We start from the raw sequence: 17,203 nt of genomic DNA, 5'->3' as shown, positions 1-17,203 counted from the left end.
ATGACAACGAAATATATGGATGCACAGCTTGTTGAAAAGCGTATGTCATCACGCGTGAGAAAAAATACAGGCTGGAAGGGGCTTTTCTTCGCCTCCACATTATTTGGCCTGGTGGTACTGGCAATATTACTCGTTCGTATTTTTACACAGGGAATGGAATACATCAATATTGATTTTTTGATGAATCATTTATCCACTGATGCAAGCAGAGCAGGGATTATGGGAGCTATTTTAGGAACAGCATGGCTGATGGTGGTTGTTATTCCCGTAACCATGATCATTGGTGTAGGCACAGCAATTTATCTGGAGCTTTATGCAAAGAAAGGCAAGCTTCAATCCTTTATTGCTACAAATATTTCAAACCTAGCGGGTGTTCCATCGATTGTATATGGATTATTAGGCTTGACATTATTTGTCCGTGCTTTAGAGTTTGGCAATGTTATCCTGGCAGGTGGATTAACACTATCTTTACTTGTCCTGCCAATTGTTATTGTGGCAGCACAAGAAGCATTACGCGCTGTGCCGGGACAGCTTAGTGAGGCATCCTATGGCATGGGAGCAACAAAGTGGCAGACAGTACGCCGCATCATTCTTCCAGCAGCTTTACCCGGAATTTTAACAGGAGCGATTTTAGCTTTATCGCGTGCGATTGGGGAAACAGCTCCATTAACCGTTCTTGGTATACCAGCTTTATTAATTCCGTTTCCATCGGGTATTTTTGATACATTTACAGCATTACCGATGCAAATTTATTACTGGACGATTGATTCATCTCTTGTAGCAGAATATGCAAATTTAGCAGCAGCAACGATCATTGTGCTATTGATTTTACTGTTCTTGCTAAACTCGATTGCTATCCTGATTCGAAATAAATTTCAGCAGCGTTACTAAACAAAGAGGATGATACGGAATCTGATTGGTTAAAAAAGAGAGGAGACTATTTTATGAGTACGGTAATGGAGAAAAAAATAAATCTAAAGCTTGTAAGAAATCCAAATGAAAACAACGAACCGGAAGCAGAAAAAGAAGTGGTTTACGATACAAAAGGTTTAAACTTATGGTATGGAGAAACACATGCTTTAAAAAATATTAATATGGAAATTAAGGAAAAAGAAGTGACCGCAATTATTGGACCATCCGGATGTGGAAAGTCGACGTATTTGAAGACGTTGAACCGCATGGTTGAATTGGTGCCGATTGTAAAAACATCCGGTCAGATCACATATAAAGGGAAAAATATTTTAGATAAATCATTTCGTGTAGAAGATTTGCGAACGCAGGTAGGTATGGTTTTTCAAAAAGCAAATCCATTTCCGAAATCCATTTATGAAAATATTGCTTATGGCCCTAAAATCCATGGCATTAAAAATAAAAAAATTCTTGATGAGATTGTTGAAAAAAGCTTACGCGGTGCATTTATCTGGGATGAGTTAAAGGATCGTCTTAATGATAATGCCTACGGGTTATCCGGTGGACAGCAGCAGCGTTTATGTATTGCCCGCTGTTTAGCAGTTGAGCCGAATGTTATTTTAATGGATGAGCCGACATCAGCATTAGATCCAAAATCAACCTTACGCATTGAGGAGCTTGTACAGGAATTGAAGAAGGATTATGCTATTGTTATCGTAACGCATAATATGCAGCAGGCAGCGCGTATTTCGGATAAGACAGCATTCTTCTTAAACGGGGAAATTATTGAATATGATAATACCGACCATATTTTTAATAACCCGACAGATGAGCGTACTGGAGATTACATTTCCGGACGTTTTGGATAAGTGAATAGAATAAAGACTGCTTAAGAATGGCTTTTATGGGTCATTCTTTTTTGTTTTATAAATGTAAGCGGATTCTTTTCCGTTTCATACAACTTCTTATATACTGAAAGAAAGGATAAGAAAAGTGGGGAGGGTGACAAGGAATGAAGGTTCATTATTTGGAAATTAAACAATTAGATAAACAGTCTCTAAAAGCACTCTATGCAGATGTCGGCTGGTCTGCTTATACAAAGGATCCCGATAAGCTGCAGCAATCCGTAGCGAATTCACTCTATGTTTCAACTGCCTGGCATGAAGAGGAATTAATTGGCTTGCTGCGAGCAGTAGGAGATGGGCTATCTATTCTTTATATTCAAGATATTCTTGTGAAAAAAGCATACCAAAATCAAGGAATTGGATCGAATTTAATGCGGGGTGTGCTGAAAAGATATGCAAATGTGCGTCAGACCGTGTTATTAACAGAGGAAGCCCCTAATACAAGACGTTATTATGAAAAGAATGGTTTCCAGTCATGTGATCAGGGGGACGCGGTCGCCTTTGCAAAGCTTAATACTTAATGTGCAACATGAGGTGACGGCAATGGTACGAAAAGAAGAACAGAAAAAAGAGCTGGAAGCAAAAAATACGTATCAAAAAGGCTTTGATTTAATCGCCGGAGAAGATTCGGAAAGTAACGCTGTCGGGAAAATCTAAATGCTTATGCAGGCGCTCTGTTTAGGGGCGTCTTTTTTCCATTTTAATAATATGGAGCTGAAAAAAGTATATTTTTGATAGCGAGAAAAAAGAAAGGAATGATGCTCAACCAGAAAGAAAATATAAAAATTGGTTATTTTTACAGTGATGATCCAGATATGGAAAAAATCGCAGAACTATATTGTATGACTTTTTTAACAGAGGAATATTCCCTTGCGGATAAGAAATATGCTATGAAAAATATTAGAAAGCATGCCGCTTATGAAGGCTTTATCGGATTGAAATCCAAAGATGAACAAGGGAGCATAATCGGTTTTGCATATGGCTATACAAGCTTGTCAAAACAGTTTTATAGAGAAAAAATTGCCGGTCAGCTCTCAGAAAATAAAATAGATAGCTGGCTATCTGACTGCTTTGAATTTGTTGAGCTGGCAGTAAATGATTCCTATAAACGCCTCGGTGTTGCAAGTAAACTGCACGATGCGTTATTGGTGAAAACAAATTGCAAAACTGCTGTATTAACAACTGGTATGAAGAATAAGCCTGCGATGAATCTGTATTCAAAGAAAGGCTGGGAATGTATTAAAAAGGATGCTCCAGTTATTTCACAGGATAACCTGCAAGTAATCATGGGGAAAAGATTAACTGGAATTAACTTCTGATTTTTTAAGAACTATCAATTTGTAACGCAAACCTAGCCTATTCAGAAAAATATACATAAATTAATTGCCCGTAACAGAATATTTTTCTGAACAAACGCTCATCTATCTTTCTGTAAAATAAATAAAAAAGCCTGAAACTACGTGTATTGGCTGGACAGGAGTAGAATTCCGCAAAAAAATAAAAAAAATTCAAATTACCTATTGCATTATTATACATAATGATGCATAATAATTCGATAATAGCACATTTATCGAGAGGGGATTTTTTAAGTGGCAAAAGACAAGATCGTTTTAGCTTATTCTGGAGGATTAGATACATCTGTGGCGGTGAAGTGGCTACAGGATAAATATAATTATGATGTCATTGCAGTAGCATTAGATGTAGGAGAAGGAAAAGATTTAGAGTTCGTGAAGCAAAAAGCGCTGGACGTTGGTGCTATTAAATCATATGTGATTGATGCGAAAAAACTTTATTCGGAGGAATATGTACTGCCGGCATTGCAGGCCAATCTGCTTTATGAAGGAAAATATCCTTTAATCTCCGCATTATCCCGTCCGTTGATCGCAAAAATACTGGTGGATATTGCAGCAGAAGAAGGAGCAGTCGCTGTAGCACATGGCTGTACTGGAAAAGGTAATGATCAGGTTCGTTTTGATGTTGCCTTTACTGCATTAAACCCTGAGTTAAAAATTGTTGCACCGGTTCGTGAGTGGGCAATGTCAAGGGAAGAAGAAATTGAATATGCGAAAGAACATGGTATTCCGGTTCCGATTAAAAAGGACAGCCCATATAGTATTGACCAAAACCTGTGGGGAAGAAGTAATGAATGTGGTATTTTAGAGGATCCATGGGAAGAAGCACCAAAGGATGCATATGATTTAACACAGGATCCAGTGGATGCACCAGATGAACCGCAAACGGTACAAATTACATTTGAACAAGGGAAGCCTGTTTCATTAGATGGAAAGAAATTAGATTTAGATGAACTAATTCTTACATTGAATGAGATTGCCGGAAAACATGGTGTTGGAAGAATTGACCATGTGGAAAACCGTTTAGTAGGAATTAAATCAAGAGAAATTTATGAGGCACCAGCTGCGATGACATTAATCAATGCACATCAGGAGCTGGAAGCATTGACATTGCCTCGTGAAGTAGCGGAATTTAAGCCGATTGTTGAACAAAAGCTGTCGCAGGCTGTTTATTACGGCTTATGGTATTCTCCATTGACAGAAGCATTAAAAGCCTTTATTGACAAGACACAGGAGCATGTTTCTGGTACAGTAAAAGTAAAGCTGTATAAAGGTCATGCACAGGTTGTCGGCAGAGAGTCAGAAAACTCTTTATATGACTTTGACTTAGCAACTTACAATAAAGCTGATGCGTTTGATCATGATGCAGCATTAGGATTTGTTAAGCTATGGGGACTGCCGACACAGGTACACGCATCTGTAAATGGACCTCAAGAAAATAACTCGATTGAGAAAGTAAAACTTGAAGTAAAGGAAGCTGTTAAACCGTGAAATTATGGGGTGGAAGATTTACAAAACCAACGAATGAACTAGTCGACGAGTATACCTCGTCGATTCGTTTTGACCAGAAGTTAGCAAAATATGATATTAAAGGAAGTCTGGCTCATGTAGCGATGCTGAAGAAATGTGATATTATTCCAGCAGCTGATGCAGAGCAAATCACAGAAGGCTTAAAAAAGGTTCTGAGCAAGATTGAAGCAGGAGAAGCTGTGCTGTCTGAAGCAGATGAAGACATTCATATGAATGTGGAGAGACTGCTGATTGAAGAGATTGGTCCTGTGGGAGGTAAGCTTCATACTGGACGCAGTAGAAATGATCAGGTAGCTTTGGATATGCGTCTGTATGCACGAGAGGCAATTTCAGAGTTAATTGTGCTGTTAAAGTCTGTTCAGCAGGCGCTTATCGGTCAGGCTAAGACAAACATTGATACGATTATGCCGGGATATACGCACCTGCAGCGTGCGCAGCCGGTCTTATTTGCGCATCATATGATGGCATATGTATTTATGTTTCAGCGTGATGTAGAGCGCCTGGAGGATAGCTTGAAGCGTGTTAATAAATCGCCGTTAGGTGCCGGAGCATTGGCAGGGACAACATTCCCGATTGATCGCAGCTTTGTAGCGGATCAGCTTGATTTTGATGGAATTTGCGAAAACAGTCTGGATGCAGTCAGTGATCGTGATTTTGTAGTGGAATTTCTCTCCAATGGCTCTTTAATTGGTACACATTTATCACGTCTCTGTGAAGAATTGGTACAGTGGTCAAGCGCCGAATTTAATTTTGTCGAGCTGGATGATTCCTATACGACAGGAAGCAGTATGATGCCGCAAAAGAAAAACCCGGATGTAGCAGAGCTTGTCCGCGGAAAAACAGGACGCCTCTATGGCAATCTGCTTGGGATGCTGACGACGTTAAAAGGCTTGCCGCTCGCATATAATAAAGATATGCAAGAGGATAAAGAAGGTATGTTTGATTCTCATGAGACATTGAAAGGTGCATTGCAGCTCTTCGCCGGAATGATTGAATCCATGGCAGTAAAGAAAGAAAGCATGTACAAGGCAGTTTCAAATGATTATTCTAATGCCACAGATTTAGCAGATTATCTGGTGAATAAAGGGCTGACCTTCCGTGAGTCTCATGCTGTTGTCGGACAGGTTGTTTTAAACTGTATTCAAGCAGGTAAGTATCTGCTCGATTTGAGCCTGGCGGAATTCAAACAATATTCGGATGTTGTTGAAGAGGATATTTTTGAAGCGCTGAAGCCGGAAACAGTAGTTAATGCAAGAGCAGCTGCCGGCGGTACGGCAAAACAGAGTGTATTAGATCAAATCGAAAAGGCAGAGCAATTATTGGAATCATCTGGTGCAGATAAGGTATAGTGAATATGAAAAGTAAAATGAATGGAACTCATAAAAATAACGGATGAGTTCCTTTGTTTTACGTTAAAATGCTACGAATCTAAGTTTTTCTAATGTCGAAAAGGCGGTTATGTATAATGAAATTAATTGCATCAGATATGGATGGAACCTTACTGAATGAAAATGGTGTAATCAGTGAGGCGAATGCGCAAGCAGTGAAAAAAGCAATGGAGCAAGGAATTGAGTTTATTGTAGCGACAGGCAGGTCTTATCCGGCTGCCAATATTCCACTGCAAGCAGTCGGAATTACTTGTCCGATAATCAGCTTAAATGGGGCAGTTACGTATCAGGAAAATGGAAAAGTAATCAATAGTATCCCTATGGATAAGCAGGTAGCTGCACGAATTGCTGATACATGCACGAAGCTGGGGATGTATGTAGAATTGTTTACCGATAAAGGTATCTTCTCAGAAAGCAGGGAGCATTTTTTAGATGTGCTTATTGATTTGCTGCATTTATCCCATCCAAATATGTCAGAGCAGGAAATTCGTGAAATGGTGGAGCAGCGATTTCAATTAGAAGAAGTTTCTTTTGTGGAAGATTTACAGTTAGTATCTAGCGATAAGGATATAGAAATTTATAAAATTCTTACCTTTGCTTTTGAAGAGAAGCAGCTGGAGGAAGCAAAAAGAAAGCTTCGCGATGAGACTGGAGCAGTGATTACTTCCTCTGGAGAGATGAATCTGGAATTTAATCATCCGAAAGCTCAAAAGGGACTGGCTATTCAAAATTATATTGAGGATAGCGGCTGGTCTATGCAGGATGTGATGACAATGGGTGATAACTGGAATGATGTGAGTATGCTGGAAATGGCTGGCCGTGGAGTAGCGATGGGCAATGCTTCGGATCAAATAAAGAATCTATGTCAATATGAAACGGCGACAAACCATCAAGATGGTGTAGCGAAAGCCATTGAAGAAATGCTGGAGCAATTAAATAAATAAGAAAAATGCCGGGCAGGAACAGAAGCCGCTCGGCATTTTTACACGTCAGGAAAATACTTGGAAATAATTGGACCCGGTAAAAATTAATGACGTTTGCTTAACCACAGTACACCAGATTTTGCGAGTCTCGGCAACAAACCTGTCATTGGTTTTTTAGCCATATTTCCAAAGCCGTCTGATTTACCAAGGGAGCCCAGGGTTCCTTTTAATTTTAGCGGTTTTGGCTTCTTCGGCTGTTTTTCGTTTAAAACAGCGAGAAGAACCTCTGCGATTTGCTCGCCCTGCAGTCCGGCAAGCTGCGCACTTGGTGAATATTCACTGGATGCACAATCTCCCAGAACATATACCGAGGGGTCCTCTGGAACCTGATAAAAATCATTAACAACAATTTTTCCATGTATATCTTTTCTATATGGAAGTGCGCGTACAAGCCAGTTGGGCTGTACGCCTGCTGTCCAGATAGTTACATCATTTAAATAGCATACGCCATTATTGCATACACCATCCTGTTCTACATATTCTACGGTTGAATTATGGATCACATCCACATTATTTTCGGCCAGCCATTTTTCTACATAGGACTGAATTTTGCTGTCCAGCGTTTTTAAAACGGTATTTCCCCGGTCAAGAAGGCGGATATTTAAGTCTGGCCGGCTTTCCCGAATTTCCGAAGCAACCTCAATTCCGCTTAGTCCTGCACCAATCACGGAAACTTTTCCATAAGCCTTTAAATTTCCTACTGCAACGCCTGCTTTACGAGCTTTTGCAAAGGTTTGGACACTCTCTGTGAATTCTTCTGCCCCTGTGATTCCATGATAATTGTCCTCGCAGCCCAGTCCGATAACTAAATAATCATAAGGAACAATGGAATCTTCATCTTGAATCATGATCTGTTTATTTTCTACATCAATTTTTGTGATTTCCCGAAAGATATATTTCACGCGGGAATCTTCGGGGAAGTCAACACGAACATCATGATCTGCTGAGGTCCCGGCTGCAATTGCATAGAACTCAGTTTTTAGTGAACGAAACGGATTACGGTCAATAACAGTTATGTGTATATCATCGGACAATGTTTGGCTTAGAAGGCCAAGCAGCGTTTTGACACCGCCGTATCCACCTCCAACAAGAACAACTTTTTTCATTATGTACACCCCTTATTCATATAAAACACATTCTTTTTCCAATACTAGCGTAACAAATTATGAAGGCGATGTCATCAGGAATAAGACAGTAGTTCTCAAATGATAAAAGGATAATTTATTCAGAAAAATTGATTTATTTTTAAACGTTAGGAATGTATAAAATTTTAGCAATGGTTTTGAGGGGGCGAGTAACGGCAAAAGCGCTTCGGTGGGACGAGTAATCACAGTCTTGGTCTCAAACCTGACTAGGATTGTCACCCTGAGAGCTTGGTGACAACTAAGCTTTCTTTAGCATCATGCTCTTAAAATGGAGCATATATGATAAAATAATTTCATAGAAAAAGAAAAGAATAACTTGCTAGAAATTTAGATATAATGGTACGATGAAGAGTATGCTTTAATTCATAAAATAATTTTAATAGATACAGAATAGAAAAGGAGTTGCCTATGGCAGGAATGAAATCAATCCCATTTACCGTAGCAAAAAACGAGCAATTTTTTGATCGTCTGGGAGATTATATCGGCGATGTTTTTTATGATATTTTACCGGAACAAGGCTTTGAGCTGCGTGATGAACAAATTTATATGGCATTTCAGCTGGAGCAGGCTTTTAAACATAAAAAGACCATTTTTGCAGAGGCTGGTGTTGGCACGGGGAAAACCATTGTCTATCTCTTATATGCCATTTGTTATGCCCGTTATCTGAGAAAGCCTGTCATTATTTCCTGTGCCGATGAAACGTTGATTGAACAGCTGGTTAAAGAAGGCGGAGATATTGATAAGCTTGAAAAAGCACTGGACTTAAAGGTAGATGTCCGTTTGGCGAAAGCGCGTGAAAACTATTTGTGTATGAAGAAGCTGGACCCGTTGTCCGAATATACAGAGGATGAAGAAATTTTAGATGTATATGACGCTGTTCCGGATTTTGTTTTTGATCAGGGTATCTCCATGCAGTCTTTTTATCCTTATGGAGATCGGAAGGATTATCCTTGGCTTTCTGATAAACAATGGGAACAAATTGGCTGGGATCCATTGAGACAATGCACAACCTGTGACTTTAGACATCGCAGCGCCCAGACATTGCATCGTGATTACTATCGCCATGCACAGGATCTGATTATTTGTTCGCATGACTTTTATATGGAGCATGTTTGGACGAAGGAATCACGAATCAGGGAAGGTCAGCTGCCATTGCTTCCAGAAGCAAGTGCTGTTGTGTTTGATGAAGGGCATTTATTAGAGTTCTCCGCACAAAAAGGGTTGACCTACCGCTTTAACTATCAAAATATCACAAATGTCTTAACGGGGTATCAGGGGCAGGATGTCCGGGAAGAGTCTCTGCAATTGGCAGAAGATATTATGGCACTCCATGATGACTGGTTTGATTATATAGCAGAGGCAGCTGTTCGTGTAGAAGGATCGAATCGACTCGAAATCCCAAGAGATACAAAAATGAAAGAAATGGCTGTTCAATTGGAGAAAATGGTCCAGGAATTATTAGAACAGCTTGTCTTTGATGCGGAGCTATTTACAATGGACGCATATCACACAAAGATTATTGAGGAGTATCTGGAATTTTTCACGTATGGTTTATCGATTTTCTTGAAGGACGATGAAGGAGTTTACTGGTTAGAGGAAGACGGTGATGAAAGCAGTCTGGTCATCATGCCGAGATTGGTTGAGGATGTTCTTCGGGAAGAAGTATTCCAGAAAAATATTCCGTTTATATTTTCTTCAGCAACCCTTTCACAAGATGGAGACTTTTCTTATATTGCCAAGAGTTTAGGGGTGGATGCGTATGAGTCGTTTTCTGTCGAATCCCCATTTGCTTATGAGGAAGTCCGTACGATAAAAGAACATACCTTTACGGATGAAGCAGAAAAATATCAGGGTATTGCCAAACAGCTTCAGGATAACGGAGGGCACAGCCTGATTTTATTCCGTTCCGAAGAAGAGATGCAGGCATTCCGAAAATGGGCAGAGGTGGGAAGCTGGTCCTTTGACTTATTGTTTGAAGGGGACAAAGAAATCAGTGAAATTGTGCGTGATTTTCAGCTAAATGAGCCATCTACCCTTTGTGCCTATCATTTATGGGAAGGGCTGGATATACCGGGAGAAGCATTAACGCAGGTTATCATCGCTTCTCTGCCATATCCTCCCGATGATCCGGTGTTTAAAGCAAAACGTAAGCATGTAAAAAATGCATATGAAGACATTGATTTACCTTATATGCAGCTTCGTTTAAAGCAAGGCATCGGCCGGTTAATTCGTACAGAGCATGACAAAGGAATTGTTCATATTTGGAAAGAAGCATAGGAATGAAAAGCTCTATTCAGCAATGTATAGCTGAGTAGAGCTTTTTATTGTGGATAAAACAAATAAAGCGTGCTGACAAGGCTCAGGAGCTTTTCCTTTTTGATAATATTCATTTTAATAACTGCTGTTAAATTCGTATTAGCGGTCCTTTTCCGTTTTGATCAAGCTGATAAAGTGCGTTAAAATCTTAGCGGTCAGCCCCCAGATTGTTTTGTCATTATAGCGGTAGAAAAGCTCTTCCAGGGCTCTGACTCGCCATTCATAGTCCTCTCCGCCAACTATAAGGTGGTAAGGAAAGTTATCCTCAGGCTGTATCTCCAGATGCACCTTATATCTCTCTGGGTCATTCTCTAAAAAGAAGGAGATGGGAACGGTAAAAATATGATCCACTTCATCAGGGTTGGGTGTAATGCTTTCTATGTTCTGAAGCTTTCCGATAAAAGGGTAAATAATCCTCCCTAAATCATTCACAATATAATCCAGAGGGATCGGTTCGGATATATCCTGTTCCGTAATGCCCAGTTCTTCAGCCGTTTCCCGGATAGCAGTATCATTTGGGCTTTTATCTTCCGGATCTACACGCCCTCCAGGAAAACAAACATCTCCTGGCTGGTTTCTTAACGTCATGGAGCGCACTTCAAAGAGTATATGTGTTTCCCCGCTTATTTCAACCAAAGGAATTAGAACAGAAGATCGTTTAAAGTGCTGATGTCCCATTAGTGCAGGAGTACGATCTTTTAATTCGTTTAGAATATTTTCTATCTGCATGCCGTATCCTCCCTTATAATCGTTCGTAACAAATGCTAATTCCATTCTAGTATGCTTTTGTCTTACTGTCATGTATATCGGCTGGAATCTATCATATATATATGTGTGCCAGTTGACACCTGTTCTGATACATAAGATGATAAAATGAAGAATAAAAAGAAAGGTGTGTATAAAAATGAAGCATGCTATTTATCAAATGGATATTATTCCTGGTGATCCGGAAAGTAATCGCAGGCGGATAAAGGAATGGCTGAAAAAGCAGGTGAAGGAAGACAAACCTGATATGATTGTTCTCCCGGAGATGTGGACGACATCCTACACCTTGGATCAATTAGATCAAATTGCCGATTTGAACGGAGAACCTACGAGAGGTTTTTTGAAAGAGTTGGCTAAAACCTATCATGTGCATATTATTGGCGGTTCATTTGCTAATAAAGTAGATGGTGCCATCTATAATACAGCACTGGTTGTTAATAACGAGGGGGAAGAGGTCTATGCGTATGATAAAATTCATCTGGTCCCCATGTTAAATGAACCGGCGTATTTAACAGGAGGAAAAGAGCAGGCGCGTGTCTTTGAAATAGATGGTATCAAAATGGGATTGTTTATTTGCTATGATCTGCGTTTCCCGGAGATAGCCCGGGAATTAGCTCTGGCCGGAGCAGAAGTGATTTACATTGTGGCAGAATGGCCTTCAGCACGTAAGGATCATTGGAAGGCACTTCAATTGGCGAGAGCGATTGAAAATCAATGCTACGTGATATCCAGTAATCGGGTAGGAGCTTATGATGGGGTGGAATTTTGCGGTACATCGTTAGTTGTTGATCCATGGGGAACAATTGTCAAAGAAGGATCAGAAAAGCAGGAAGAAACACTTGTTGAGACAATAACCACTTCAAACGTAGCACGCATACGCAAGGACGTTCCTGTATTTACAACCAGGGTGCCGGAAATGTATCGGGGCTGGAAATAAATAAGAAAACGTACAAGTCAAGTCTGAAAGGGGCGGATTGATTAACTTCATTAGGACTGGGACTGCGATTACTCGTCCCACCAAAGAGCTTTTGCGATTACTCGTCCCGCTGGAAATCATTGCGCTTATCCTTTTTAATGAAAAAAAGACTCCATTGTCAGTGTTACCCTCGAAAAGCCGATTTTCTTGCGGTTTTTCGAAGGGGCACCGTCGCAGGGAGTCTATTTTTTAATGAAGGGACTTATTAATATTTGGCGGTTCTTTTAATTCACCTGTACAAACATTTTCTGTAATATGCACTTGGGAAGTCTTTCCTTTGCTGTTAATAAATTTGAATACCCCATTATTAAAATCTGTACCAATTTCTTTGTAGAAAATTCCCTCGTACAGATTATGCTTGGATCGGGTGAATTTCAAACGATATTGTCCAGGTACTTCGCTGTCTTCTTGAATAAATGCACGTACTCCTTTTTCATAAATCGTATCATCTGCACTTTTCAATGTTCGATCAACGGAAACAATGTGAAGATCGATAAATGAAATCTCGCGCAGAAGTACGTTGACAAAAGAGCCTTTTGTAATCTCTTCCCAGCGATTTTGTGCACTTTGTCCGATAATGATTTGTGTAATATTATGCGTATGTGCTACTTCTTTAATAGCTTTTACAGAGCGTTTCTCATTATCACGAATAATAAATTCCTCTACATCTAATTCTTCACATAGCTCCTTCCAATGTTCGACAAAACCTGATTTATCTGCATCAAATTCATCATAAGGAAGGGCATCAACTGTTAAAACATATAATGGGCAATCCATGATTTGTGCTAATTTATGACCACGACGGATAAGGCGTTCACCGTTAGGGCCATAATAAACACATACTAAAATACTTTCGTCCATGCGACCTCTGATTTTTTTCATCGTATCTACCGCACCTTTCTTTTATAATCATTTACTTTTTATTCCACTTTTGAAGTATCTATAATTTATCCGAGTAGAAACCGAATTGTTTTTATTCTTAATCTAACCTAGAAGCAGGGAGGATAAACCTTCCTGCAACAGTTTTTTAGATAGTCATATCCTTTAAACCGTATCATTTTAACATGTATTTATAGATTCGTATAGTGCTAAATGAAAAATATTTAATATCATTATGAATGTACTAAAAAATGAATCTGTAAAGACCTTTATACTAGTATTTGTGAAAAGTTGCAAGTAAATATAGGGATTATATTTTTATTTGCTAAAAAGGCATGAGAATACTTCAAAATAAAATTTTATCAGGGTATCGCAACGTCATACATGCAAACGAAGATAAATTCTTGTATAATATCTATGTGTGATTATGTAGACTTCATGCTTTAGTGTGTGTGTTCCAATAAGATTTTTTAAGATACCCAGATGAAAGATGATGTAGCGCTGTGTTGTTTTTCAGACTCTTTGAATAACCATTTTAACACCTCATTACGCCTTTATTTTTTACTACAGGAAAGGCTTATCATTTTACCACGATTTACCGCAGTGTAACTGGCTGTAAGACTCCTGCTTCAAGAATAGTGGGAAATCGAAATTTCTAAGTGGGAGATATAAACAGCCAGTAACGGCCCGATTGGTTTAGGCCTGCAGGATGTAGTTTCACTTTATCACAGCATGAGTGTCCGTAAATTCCCCTATTTGGGTAAAGAAAGGCTTATAGATACGCTGAGGAAAAACGGTCACTGTATTTCCTGATTGCCTAAGGCTGGATTTAGTGGAGAAAAGTACCTCGCTAAATGAAGCTACGATTTATCAAAATAAGTTTATCCCTTTTTAATTGTATTGGTTCCACCATGTTACCGTCTTTGATTCGGTACAGTAATAATATACTGAAGGCGTTTTTCGTACATATGGATGTTACGACGAAAAAGCGTAGATAAGTGATTTTTACCAAAGTTTCTTAATAATAGTATGTTCTCTATTAATTAGATTAGCATTTTACGGACAAAATAACCATTGTATTTGCTGTAAATTTACAAATTATATCTGCGTTTTTTTATTCATCATAAGGGGTAGTTAGTAAATAACATACTTACCTGAAATAGAATATGTGCGAATTTTTTAGCATAATCACCAAAAAAGAAAATTAATGAAATGATAGGAGGTTCTCGTTTGTCGACTTTAGTACTTGCTATTTTTATCCCATTTTTAGCTGCTGCACTTATACCCTTCTTATATAAGTATTTGAAAAACATCCATGTTGGCTGGTTTGTCATCCTGGTGCCGACTGGTTTATTTATTTATCTTGCTTCACTTATTCCAACGATTTCCAGCGGTGAAGCTATTGTACAGACAATGAATTGGATTCCCAGCTATGGAATCGATATAACAGCTTATTTGGATGGACTCAGTTTGACATTTGCATTATTAATTTCCGGGGTTGGGGCACTTGTCATTCTTTATTCTATCTACTACCTTTCATCCAAAGAGCCAATAGGTACGTTCTATACATACCTGATGCTTTTTATGGGAGCAATGTTAGGTGTTGTGATGTCCGACAACATGCTTGTTTTGTATGTTTTTTGGGAATTGACAAGTATTTCTTCCTTCTTGTTAATCGCGTTTTGGTATCAAAGAAAACGCTCCAGAGAAGGGGCAAAGAAGTCATTGATTATTACCGTTTCCGGTGGTATCTCGATGCTGGTTGGTTTTATCATGGTTGGTACGATGGCAAACACATGGAGCATTCGTGAAGTAATTGCTAATGTAAGTGCGATTAGTGAGCACGCATTATTTATACCGGCAATGCTGCTTGTCCTGCTTGGGGCTTTTACGAAATCAGCACAATTTCCGTTTCATATCTGGCTTCCGGATGCAATGGAAGCACCAACGCCGGTCAGTGCTTATCTGCACTCAGCAACCATGGTAAAAGCGGGTATTTACCTGGTTGCCCGCTTTACACCTGTTTTTGGCGGTGAAGCGGTCTGGTTCTGGGCTGTCACAGGTGTTGGGATATTTACGCTCTTCTGGGGCTCCTTTAATGCTGTCCGTCAAACGGATTTAAAAGCATTGCTGGCTTATTCTACGATTAGTCAGCTTGGAATGATTATGAGTATGTTTGGGATGGGATCTGCTGCGCTTCACCTGGGATATTCCAATGAATCAATGGTATATACAGGGGCAACCTTTGCAGCATTATTCCATTTAGTGAATCATTCGACGTTTAAAGGCGCTTTGTTTATGGTTGTTGGTGTGGTGGATCACAGTGTAGGGACACGGGATATTCGCCGGCTGGGTGGATTAATTACCCTGATGCCGATTACGTTTACGATTGGCACAATTGGCAGTATGTCTATGGCCGGACTACCGCCATTTAATGGTTTCTTAAGTAAAGAAATGTTTTTTGTATCCACTTTAGAGATTACAGAAGCAAGTTTCTTTGGTCTGGGAACATGGGGAATTATCATTCCGATTATTGCTTGGGTAGCAAGTGTCTTTACATTTGTTTATTCAACAATATTTGTTGTGAAAACATTCCTTGGACCGTATAAAGAGGAGAAATTAGAGCATCCGGCACATGAACCAAAACCGGGCATGCTTGTTTCCCCGATTGTATTAGGCTTACTTGTTATTGCATTTTTCTTTATGCCGAATGTAGTTGGAAATCATTTGATTACGCCTGCTATGAGCGGAATTTTTCCTACATTCGCTGCGGGAGGCGCAGATTTTGGGACGTACATTCATGCCTGGCATGGTTTTGAGCCTGAATTATTTATGACCATCGGTGTTGTTCTGTTTGGGGTCTTCTTGTACTTTACAAGAAAATACTGGTCAGGTGTATATAATCTGTTTCCCGAGAAACGATCTATTAATGTATTTTATGGCTTTGTATTGGATCAGATTGAAGATAAATCAACCGTTGTTACAAATAAATATATGACACGTTATTTACGTGATTATATGGTGTACATTTTTGCTTTCTTTATTTTAGTAATCGGCGGGACTTTTATTCTTACAGGAGCGTATCGATTTACATTGCCGGAGAATGCACCTGTTTCCGGATTTGAATGGTTTGTTGTACTGGCTATGGCAGTAGCTGCGATAACGATTTTATTTGCAAAATCAAGGCTGACAGCAATTGTATTAAATAGTATTTTGGGCTTTGGTATTGTGATTCTGTTTGTTCTGTTCCGTGCGCCGGATTTGGCGTTAACACAAACAATTATTGAAGCAGTAACAACGGTCTTATTCCTTGTTGCTTATTATTTCCTGCCTGAGATGGAAAAAGAAGATGCACCGAAGAAACAGAAAAGTGTTAACCTGCTTATCGCGATTGGTGTAGGTGTCGTGTTTACTGCTGTAGCATTAGGAGTTCAGGGGAATAAAGTATTTGATACCATATCCACTTTCTTTGAAAATTCCTATGAACTTGCTGGAGGAAAAAATATGGTTAACGCTATCTTAGGTGATTTCCGGGCATTTGATACGATGCTGGAGGTTGTTGTTCTGTTAATTGCGGGTATTGGTGTCTACACGATGATTCGGGTGAAAGCGAAGAAGGAGAGTGATCAGGTTGAAGATAAATAATGTCATTCTTCGTACAGTAGCTAAGCTTGTTTTCTTTATCATTCTGACCCTGGCGGTATATTTATTCTTTGCAGGTCATAATAGTCCGGGCGGTGGATTCAGCGGCGGCCTGGTACTTGCATCTGCTCTGGTATTATTGTTTATTGTATTTGATATTGAAACCATACAAAAGGGGATACCTATTGATTTTAAATTAGTGGCTGCTTTTGGAGCATTTTTATCAGTAGGTACAGGGTTTGGAGCATTAGTATTTGGAGAAAACTTTTTAACACAAGCCTTTGATTACTTTAATCTACCCTTTTTTGGAGAAATAGAACTGACAACTGTGACGATCTTTGAAGCGGGCGTTGCCTTAGTCGTTGTCGGTGTTGTTGTAACAATCTTATTAAGTATTAGTGAGGATGAGTAAT

At 39.3% G+C, this 17,203-nt stretch carries 14 protein-coding genes; 11 read left to right on the top strand and 3 right to left on the bottom strand.

Annotated elements, in window-relative coordinates; all coding sequences use genetic code 11:
* The 7 genes from pstA to FLK20_RS12940 all read left to right on the top strand — a co-directional run bounded on the left by pstA (nucleotide 1) and on the right by FLK20_RS12940 (nucleotide 7,028).
* Nucleotides 1-891 carry a phosphate ABC transporter permease PstA gene (gene pstA / locus FLK20_RS12975; protein ID WP_152657000.1) on the top strand — a complete coding sequence of 297 codons (891 nt, stop codon included), beginning with the start codon at nucleotides 1-3 and terminating at the stop codon, nucleotides 889-891.
* Nucleotides 892-956: 65 nt separating this feature from the next.
* On the top strand, nucleotides 957-1,778 hold the full coding sequence (gene pstB, locus FLK20_RS12970) for a phosphate ABC transporter ATP-binding protein PstB (RefSeq protein WP_370453193.1): 822 nt from the start codon (nucleotides 957-959) through the stop codon (nucleotides 1,776-1,778).
* Nucleotides 1,779-1,921: 143 nt separating this feature from the next.
* Nucleotides 1,922-2,335, top strand: coding sequence for a GNAT family N-acetyltransferase (locus FLK20_RS12965; RefSeq protein ID WP_152656998.1), 414 nt, complete (start codon nucleotides 1,922-1,924; stop codon nucleotides 2,333-2,335).
* Nucleotides 2,336-2,569: 234 nt separating this feature from the next.
* Complete coding sequence (locus tag FLK20_RS12955; RefSeq protein WP_152656997.1) at nucleotides 2,570-3,133, top strand: GNAT family N-acetyltransferase; 564 nt, start codon at nucleotides 2,570-2,572, stop codon at nucleotides 3,131-3,133.
* A 270-nt stretch (nucleotides 3,134-3,403) separates the two neighbouring features.
* Nucleotides 3,404-4,657: an argininosuccinate synthase gene (locus tag FLK20_RS12950; RefSeq protein ID WP_152656996.1), complete on the top strand. Its 1,254-nt coding sequence runs from the start codon at nucleotides 3,404-3,406 to the stop codon at nucleotides 4,655-4,657.
* Nucleotides 4,654-6,045 carry an argininosuccinate lyase gene (argH, locus tag FLK20_RS12945; protein ID WP_152656995.1) on the top strand — a complete coding sequence of 464 codons (1,392 nt, stop codon included), beginning with the start codon at nucleotides 4,654-4,656 and terminating at the stop codon, nucleotides 6,043-6,045. Before FLK20_RS12950 ends, argH begins: the two co-directional genes overlap by 4 nt.
* Nucleotides 6,046-6,161: 116 nt before the next feature.
* Nucleotides 6,162-7,028: a Cof-type HAD-IIB family hydrolase gene (locus tag FLK20_RS12940; RefSeq protein ID WP_152656994.1), complete on the top strand. Its 867-nt coding sequence runs from the start codon at nucleotides 6,162-6,164 to the stop codon at nucleotides 7,026-7,028.
* Between the two features lie 83 nt (nucleotides 7,029-7,111).
* On the opposite strand, the gene FLK20_RS12935 is transcribed toward FLK20_RS12940, so the two are convergent.
* Nucleotides 7,112-8,173: an NAD(P)/FAD-dependent oxidoreductase gene (locus tag FLK20_RS12935; protein ID WP_152656993.1), complete on the bottom strand. Its 1,062-nt coding sequence runs from the start codon at nucleotides 8,171-8,173 to the stop codon at nucleotides 7,112-7,114.
* A 447-nt stretch (nucleotides 8,174-8,620) separates the two neighbouring features.
* Here FLK20_RS12935 and FLK20_RS12930 point away from each other — a divergent pair, with 447 nt between their 5' ends.
* On the top strand, nucleotides 8,621-10,489 hold the full coding sequence (locus tag FLK20_RS12930) for an ATP-dependent DNA helicase (RefSeq protein WP_152656992.1): 1,869 nt from the start codon (nucleotides 8,621-8,623) through the stop codon (nucleotides 10,487-10,489).
* Nucleotides 10,490-10,627: 138 nt separating this feature from the next.
* Here the strand turns inward: FLK20_RS12930 and FLK20_RS12925 are convergent, their stop codons facing one another.
* Nucleotides 10,628-11,257, bottom strand: coding sequence for an NUDIX hydrolase (locus tag FLK20_RS12925; RefSeq protein ID WP_152656991.1), 630 nt, complete (start codon nucleotides 11,255-11,257; stop codon nucleotides 10,628-10,630).
* A 175-nt stretch (nucleotides 11,258-11,432) separates the two neighbouring features.
* Here FLK20_RS12925 and FLK20_RS12920 point away from each other — a divergent pair, with 175 nt between their 5' ends.
* Nucleotides 11,433-12,230 carry a carbon-nitrogen family hydrolase gene (locus tag FLK20_RS12920; protein ID WP_152656990.1) on the top strand — a complete coding sequence of 266 codons (798 nt, stop codon included), beginning with the start codon at nucleotides 11,433-11,435 and terminating at the stop codon, nucleotides 12,228-12,230.
* Between the two features lie 228 nt (nucleotides 12,231-12,458).
* Here FLK20_RS12920 and FLK20_RS12915 read toward each other — a convergent pair whose 3' ends face one another.
* On the bottom strand, nucleotides 12,459-13,151 hold the full coding sequence (locus FLK20_RS12915; protein WP_152656989.1) for an adenine nucleotide alpha hydrolase family protein: 693 nt from the start codon (nucleotides 13,149-13,151) through the stop codon (nucleotides 12,459-12,461).
* A 1,227-nt stretch (nucleotides 13,152-14,378) separates the two neighbouring features.
* Between FLK20_RS12915 and FLK20_RS12910 the strand changes: the two genes are divergently transcribed.
* Nucleotides 14,379-16,793 carry a Na+/H+ antiporter subunit A gene (locus FLK20_RS12910; protein ID WP_152656988.1) on the top strand — a complete coding sequence of 805 codons (2,415 nt, stop codon included), beginning with the start codon at nucleotides 14,379-14,381 and terminating at the stop codon, nucleotides 16,791-16,793.
* Complete coding sequence (locus FLK20_RS12905) at nucleotides 16,780-17,202, top strand: Na(+)/H(+) antiporter subunit B (RefSeq protein WP_152656987.1); 423 nt, start codon at nucleotides 16,780-16,782, stop codon at nucleotides 17,200-17,202. The genes FLK20_RS12910 and FLK20_RS12905 overlap by 14 nt, the downstream gene beginning before the upstream one ends.
* Nucleotide 17,203 lies beyond the last annotated feature (1 nt).

This window comes from Oceanobacillus sp. CFH 90083 (assembly GCF_009389585.1).
In the GTDB taxonomy this organism is placed as follows: Bacteria; Bacillota; Bacilli; order Bacillales; family Amphibacillaceae; genus Oceanobacillus.
This window is presented reverse-complemented; position numbering and strand designations above follow the sequence as displayed.

Bases quoted from the DNA above. Each gene is read 5' to 3' on its own strand.
- pstA (WP_152657000.1), top strand. From the start codon at position 1: ATGACAACGAAATATATGGATGCACAGCTTGTTGAAAAGCGTATGTCA.
- pstB (WP_370453193.1), top strand. From the start codon at position 957: ATGGAGAAAAAAATAAATCTAAAGCTTGTAAGAAATCCAAATGAAAAC.
- FLK20_RS12965 (WP_152656998.1), top strand. From the start codon at position 1,922: ATGAAGGTTCATTATTTGGAAATTAAACAATTAGATAAACAGTCTCTA.
- FLK20_RS12955 (WP_152656997.1), top strand. From the start codon at position 2,570: ATGATGCTCAACCAGAAAGAAAATATAAAAATTGGTTATTTTTACAGT.
- FLK20_RS12940 (WP_152656994.1), top strand. From the start codon at position 6,162: ATGAAATTAATTGCATCAGATATGGATGGAACCTTACTGAATGAAAAT.
- FLK20_RS12935 (WP_152656993.1), bottom strand. From the start codon at position 8,173: ATGAAAAAAGTTGTTCTTGTTGGAGGTGGATACGGCGGTGTCAAAACG.
- FLK20_RS12930 (WP_152656992.1), top strand. From the start codon at position 8,621: ATGGCAGGAATGAAATCAATCCCATTTACCGTAGCAAAAAACGAGCAA.
- FLK20_RS12925 (WP_152656991.1), bottom strand. From the start codon at position 11,257: ATGCAGATAGAAAATATTCTAAACGAATTAAAAGATCGTACTCCTGCA.
- FLK20_RS12920 (WP_152656990.1), top strand. From the start codon at position 11,433: ATGAAGCATGCTATTTATCAAATGGATATTATTCCTGGTGATCCGGAA.
- FLK20_RS12915 (WP_152656989.1), bottom strand. From the start codon at position 13,151: ATGAAAAAAATCAGAGGTCGCATGGACGAAAGTATTTTAGTATGTGTT.